At 43.1% G+C, this 5,889-nt stretch carries 6 protein-coding genes; 3 read left to right on the top strand and 3 right to left on the bottom strand.

Annotated elements, in window-relative coordinates; genetic code table 11:
• Positions 1 to 287 precede the first annotated feature (287 nt).
• From VLN09_RS11995 to ispH, 3 genes are read right to left on the bottom strand one after another with little or no spacing between them, the layout of a single operon-like run.
• A complete protein-coding gene (locus VLN09_RS11995) occupies positions 288 to 1,103 on the bottom strand; it encodes a thioesterase family protein (protein WP_325246815.1) in 816 nt (271 codons plus the stop codon).
• A gap of 59 nt (positions 1,104 to 1,162) precedes the next feature.
• Positions 1,163 to 1,408: a hypothetical protein gene (locus VLN09_RS11990; protein ID WP_325246812.1), complete on the bottom strand. Its 246-nt coding sequence runs from the start codon at positions 1,406 to 1,408 to the stop codon at positions 1,163 to 1,165.
• A gap of 42 nt (positions 1,409 to 1,450) precedes the next feature.
• On the bottom strand, positions 1,451 to 2,407 hold the full coding sequence (gene ispH, locus VLN09_RS11985) for a 4-hydroxy-3-methylbut-2-enyl diphosphate reductase (protein WP_325246810.1): 957 nt from the start codon (positions 2,405 to 2,407) through the stop codon (positions 1,451 to 1,453).
• A 286-nt stretch (positions 2,408 to 2,693) separates the two neighbouring features.
• Between ispH and gmk the strand changes: the two genes are divergently transcribed.
• From gmk to VLN09_RS11970, 3 genes are all read left to right on the top strand, one after another.
• Complete coding sequence (gmk, locus tag VLN09_RS11980) at positions 2,694 to 3,320, top strand: guanylate kinase (RefSeq protein ID WP_325246808.1); 627 nt, start codon at positions 2,694 to 2,696, stop codon at positions 3,318 to 3,320.
• A 186-nt stretch (positions 3,321 to 3,506) separates the two neighbouring features.
• On the top strand, positions 3,507 to 3,767 hold the full coding sequence (gene rpoZ / locus VLN09_RS11975) for a DNA-directed RNA polymerase subunit omega (RefSeq protein ID WP_011280985.1): 261 nt from the start codon (positions 3,507 to 3,509) through the stop codon (positions 3,765 to 3,767).
• A 372-nt stretch (positions 3,768 to 4,139) separates the two neighbouring features.
• Positions 4,140 to 5,889: HD domain-containing protein (locus tag VLN09_RS11970; protein WP_325246805.1), on the top strand; the 1,750-nt coding region annotated here is incomplete at its 3' end.

Here is a 5,889-nt window from a genome sequence, read left to right as displayed (position 1 = left end):
TACAAAATCTATTCTGAATACGCTGCTATTAATATATTCAGAATAGCGGTCATATTTTCTGAAAAACGGCTGTTTTTATTCATAGTAACCTGTCAGTGCACTCATATTAACGTGCTTGTCGTCTTGTTGACTACCATTACAACCGATTACCATTGATTTGTATAATTAATTAACTACATGCTTTGGTTTTGTTTTTCAGAACTACTAAGGTCTTTTCAATTTATCCAAATAGTTTTTATTCATCGAGTAACTTGTCATAAGAGATGTCTACTAAATGAGTTTTAGCATCAAAGCGGCATCGGGCGAATGGTCAGGATTTGCTCGCTGCGACCAAACGGTCCTTGGGTATCATGGAGTATCGCACTGCTAATACCTATGCCATCAGCACCATACTGCTGCACCGCTTCAATACCAAGCCAACGACCTTGCGGCGCCCGATGCATATGAATTTGCAAATCAGTATTGGGAAACATCCACTCTAATTTTGCCATACCCAATCCAAGCCGCGGTACTACCCCATTGGCGGTATCAGCCATGCCCAATAAATGCACCATGTCATCAGTGGACTCGCCCTCTACCATGTCGATAGCATTGGTCATCCATACCATACCTTTACCAGGACGACGGTCAGGTTCAGCCACTAAGCGTACACTTTCAATAAAACCGCCTGGCCAACCTTTCATCCCATCCCAAGAGGGCAATTCTTCAGGCTTATGCAGCGACTTTTGATCTTCAAGCCCTGCAATCTCACTGGTATCTTGGATCATCAGTCGCCATGCACGGGCAATAATCGCATCACGTCCACGGCTGCTCATCACTGACTCTATAAGCTCAATGGTCTTACCTGGGCGAATACAACGCGTGGTGATGGTAAAGTCATCGAGCGGTATCAGTCCCAAGATATCTAAGCTGATACGAGCAATACGTGTGTTGTCTTGTGGTACATAGTCTTTTAGTTCAACCGTGAGTAAACCTGTCGCTGGTGCCATATGCTGCTCATGCTCATTCCAAGCGCCCTGTGCGTGCTTGGTTGGCTGATAATAAGCAACACTGCTGCCATCTGCTTGCTGCTCACGTTTGATAAAATGGTAATAAGCTGACATGGATGTCCTTCTATTCTTTTTAAACATATTAAAGAGGTATAACAATAAGCCCTCTTCATTTACCTTATGAGGGTTTGTTTTTGCATTGTCAGGAGCGTGCGGCTTTTAGCCATGATAAATAGCAAGAAAAGCATGATGGCAATAAGCGCACCATATAACAGACTGTAGTCTCTCATAAACTGAGTTGCATTTAACATAAGCATCACTACTAGGATGATTATTACTAAGGTATTCATTTTTAACTGTTTGTTAATCTCATCAAGACTGGCTTCTGCCAACACAAATTTTCTTTTTTGCTTTTTCATTTTAAGTAACCTATCTAGCGCTATAGACAAAGCCTGCTTATTTTATTTACCGACTTGTGTTATCGGAATACGTAAGGCTTTTGGCAAACTGAAAGTAACATTTTCTTCGATACCTGACAACTCACTTGGCAAATCACCGCCCCAATCTTGCAGTTGTTGTAACACTTCTTGAATCAATACCTCAGGCGCTGACGCTCCAGCAGTCACACCCACGCTTTGCATACCATCAAACCATTTTCTATCCATCTCAGCGGCATTATCAATCAGATAAGCACGGCAATTCATACGCTCTGCCAATTCACGCAAACGGTTTGAATTTGATGAGTTTGGCGAGCCTACTACCAATACGACCTCACAGCGACCAGCTAAATCCTTTACGGCATCCTGACGGTTTTGGGTGGCATAACAAATATCGTCTTTGCGAGGCCCTTGAATGCTCGGAAACTTATCTCTAAGCGCATCGATAACGCGAGCGGTATCATCCATCGACAAGGTCGTTTGAGTCACAAATGCCAAACGCTCAGCATCTTGTATAATCAAAGCATCAACGTCGGCTTCGTTTTCAACCAGATGAATCTGTCCACCATGACGGTGGTTAAAACGTCCCATCGTACCCTCAACCTCAGGGTGCCCTGCATGTCCAATCAATACCGTGTCCATACCTTCTTGCGCAAATTTAGCAACTTCGATATGTACCTTAGTGACCAAGGGACAGGTGGCATCAAACACGGTCAAATCACGGCGCTCTGCCTCATCTTCGACAGCTTTTGATACCCCATGAGCTGAAAAGATAACAATAGAGCCGTCTGGTACTTCATGCAGCTCTTCGACAAAAACAGCACCTCGGTTAGCAAGGTCCGAAACTACAAACTTATTGTGTACCACTTCATGACGGACATAAATAGGTGGCGCAAAACGTAACAGCGCTTCGTTGACAATCGCAATCGCGCGATCTACACCAGCACAAAATCCACGTGGATTGGCAAGATAAATTTGCATAAGAAGACCTATCATTAGATAATTTATATAAAAGCTTAGATTTAAAATTTTGGCTGCCAAAGCTTTCATTTAAAAGGCAAGCTAAAATCAATACCCTACTTTAGCATAATTTGCTTTTAAAGCAGTTTATAATGGGGCATCGATTACGATTTTTACCGCCATACATGATGGCGTTTTTTATTTTTACCAGCCTTTGGCTATCTATTCAGATATCTTTGACTCGTCTATTAGGCCTTACTTCATTAGCAAAGACTTTACTAGCACACACTCCATTAGGACACATTGTATGACAGGTTCGTTATTTATTATTACTGCCGCCTCGGGTACAGGCAAGACGTCATTGGTCAAACAGTTATTGGCGACCACCAATGACTTAACTGTCAGTGTCTCACACACCACACGCGATCCCCGTCCAGGCGAGATTGATGGTCATCATTATCATTTTACCGACGTCGATAATTTTGTGACTGCCATCGGTGAAAGTCAGTTTTTAGAACATGCCGAAGTGTTTGGCAATTACTATGGCACCTCAGAGCAAAGCGTACGCGCGCAACTGGACGCTGGCGTCGATGTGATTCTGGAAATTGACTGGCAAGGTGCGCTACAAGTCAAAAAAATCTTTACCGATGCCATCATGATTTTTATTTTACCGCCAAGTATCGCTACTTTACGTCAACGCTTATCGACGCGTGGGCAAGATAGTATGGAAGTAATTGAGCAGCGTTTGGCGGGTGCCGTCAACGAGATGGCGCAATATGTACATTTTGACTATGTCATTATTAACGACAGTTTTGAGGTGGCTTTAACTGAGCTTAAAGCAATTATCGTTGCCGATAGACAGACCCTAAAGCGTCAACAGCAGCGTTATCAGCGTACGATTACCAATCTGCTTAGCAATACAGTAGACGAGTAAGTGAAGTGTTGATATGTCCTAATACCTCATCTGGAAAATAGTTATCAGCAGACAAGCAAAAAGCAATTACGTGTGCAAGCAAAAAATGCTATAATGTCTAGCTATCCCCCTTTATATTTTTGATATTATTTTTATTGAGTGGCGCGCCATGCTCGCAACCAGTAAAAACAACCGAGGTAGCTATTTATGGCACGAGTGACGATTGAAGATTGTTTGGATAATGTTGATAATCGCTTTGAGCTGGTTCTAGTCGCAAGCAAGCGCGCGCGTCAGTTGGCTAAAGGCATTGCAGAGCCATTGGTTGATGTTGATAACGACAAGCCAACTGTATTGGCATTACGTGAAATCGCTGCTGGTAAAATTACCCGTGACATTTTAAATCAGCCAGAGCATAACTTTGCTACGAGCTCGTTAGATCTAGCATTGTCAGGCGATCACAGCTTCTAATAAACTACCGTAAAAAGTATAGATTTAGCAAGCATACGAGTATTGACTGACGATAGAGACCACAGCATAGGCTGTGGTTTTTTGGTTGTAATGATATTTATACTTGTCCTATCATTAATGATACTGGTATTACCGTTTTAGTAATCTTTTAGCACTTAACCCCTACTATTGGCTGAGAATTTTCCAGTTTTTATCATGTCTATTCGCTTAGCTGTTGACATTACAGGCGATTTACGATTAATTAGAGGGTGGTCTACGCATTTTTCAGTTTTACTCTTAAGCTTTTTATTAATAGCTCAGCACTTATTCAGCCATTCTTTACCTTTATACGCCGTCAGCCAAACAGGTAAAAGAACATAGGATCGTTACTTTATGATTCACACCTTACCCAAACTCAGTCATCCTTTGGTCGATGACGCTCAATACAATCTGCTGCGCTCAGTAGGTTATCTCACGGTCGCTGAACGCCGTGATATCGTTGACGCCTGTGAGTTCGGTGATGTTGCGCATATTAAAGACAAGCGTAAGTCAGGGGAGCCTTATATCACGCATCCGATTGCGGTCGCTGAGATATTGGCAGGCTTTCGCTTGGATCGAGATACCATTATTGCGGCAATTCTTCATGATACGGTCGAAGATACGGAAGTGAGTGATGAGCAGATCGAGCAGCGTTATGGCAAAATAGTCGCTAGACTGGTCGATGGTGTGACCAAACTGAAATCATCGACGCATAATAAACAAGAAAACAAAGCAGCGACTTTTCATAAAATCCTGACCGCTACCCTCGCTGACCCTCGAGTATTGATTATAAAGTTAGCTGACCGTCTACATAATATGTCGACTTTGGATGCCGTACGTCCCGAAAAACAACGCACCACCGCGCAAGAAACCTTAGATTTCTATGTGCCATTTGCACGGCTTATGGGTCTTAACGATATTGCCGACTATATTGAAGTGCTTTGTTATCGCAACCTTGATTCTGAGATGTATAACAAAATCTCTGATAAGCTTCTACAACATGGGCTTGGGCGTAATTTTCAAAGAGAAGCGATTCATCGCTATTTAAGCATTATTTTGAATAACCTCGACCTGAATGGCATGGTTAAAGTCTTAGACAATCGCGTGGTTATTTTTCGTCAATTCTTCCGTAATCGCGGGGAAATCAACGCGCTACTCCGTCATTATGCGTTTGAGATTGTGCTTGATAATATCGAAGCTTGCGACAAGCTCGCGTATTATCTGATTAAAAAATATCAAATCGCGGACAGTCATATTGCGGACAATATCCGTAGACCATTACCCGGTGGCAATCAATCGCTGACGCTTATCTACGAGCGCGACAATGATTTTGTTAAAGTAACGATTTTGACTAAGCAGATGCAAAGTGCAGCAAGGCTTGGGGTCATTGGCGCAGAGCATGCCTCTGATGTCAGTCAGTCCGTCATTCAAGCATCATTACGCAATATGAAAGATTTGGTCGATGAAGATTGTCTAAACGAGGGCAATCCTGACTTTGCAGCCGCGGTCTCGACCATTAATGAGCTGATGGATTATCTTCATTCCAGCAAAATCATCTGTTACAGCCCGCAAGGTCGCGCTTATGAGCTACCGCAAGGAGCAACTGCGCTAGACTTTGCTTATGCTGTTGGCCCTATGGTCGGCAATGTCGCTGTTGGTGCTAATATCGATAAGAAACCTGCCAAGCTTGGAACCGTTGTCAAAAATGGCCAATTGGTAGAAATCGAGGTTAATAGTCATTCTGAGCCAAAAGCGGAATGGCTTGGGTTTGTGGTGACCAATAAAGCCCGTGTAGAGATTTTGCGTTGGTTTAAAGACTTATCGGCGGCGGATAAGCAGCATCACGGCATGCAGGCACTAGATCGTGCACTAAAAACCTATCAGAAAAGTCTCGATGACCTAACTGATAGCGACTGGAAAAACCTCACTGAATGGCGTGGACTGACTGAAAAATCAGCGCTATTTGAGCAAATAAGCTCTGGTACGTTATTACCTCAACTCGTGGTCACGCGTTTATTTAGCGATGAAATCTGTGATATCCAATCGCAAGAACATATCGATGACATGACCCAACCACAGCAGCTGATTGTCAATGCTTCGGGCG

The sequence above is a fragment of the Psychrobacter sp. genome, from assembly GCF_035469765.1.
Lineage (GTDB): Bacteria > Pseudomonadota > Gammaproteobacteria > Pseudomonadales > Moraxellaceae > Psychrobacter.
This window is presented reverse-complemented; position numbering and strand designations above follow the sequence as displayed.

Excerpts from the sequence above, each read along its gene's own strand:
- rpoZ (WP_011280985.1), top strand. The coding sequence starts at position 3,507 with ATGGCACGAGTGACGATTGAAGATTGTTTGGATAATGTTGATAATCGC.
- gmk (WP_325246808.1), top strand. The coding sequence starts at position 2,694 with ATGACAGGTTCGTTATTTATTATTACTGCCGCCTCGGGTACAGGCAAG.
- ispH (WP_325246810.1), bottom strand. The coding sequence starts at position 2,407 with ATGCAAATTTATCTTGCCAATCCACGTGGATTTTGTGCTGGTGTAGAT.
- VLN09_RS11990 (WP_325246812.1), bottom strand. The coding sequence starts at position 1,408 with ATGAAAAAGCAAAAAAGAAAATTTGTGTTGGCAGAAGCCAGTCTTGAT.
- VLN09_RS11995 (WP_325246815.1), bottom strand. The coding sequence starts at position 1,103 with ATGTCAGCTTATTACCATTTTATCAAACGTGAGCAGCAAGCAGATGGC.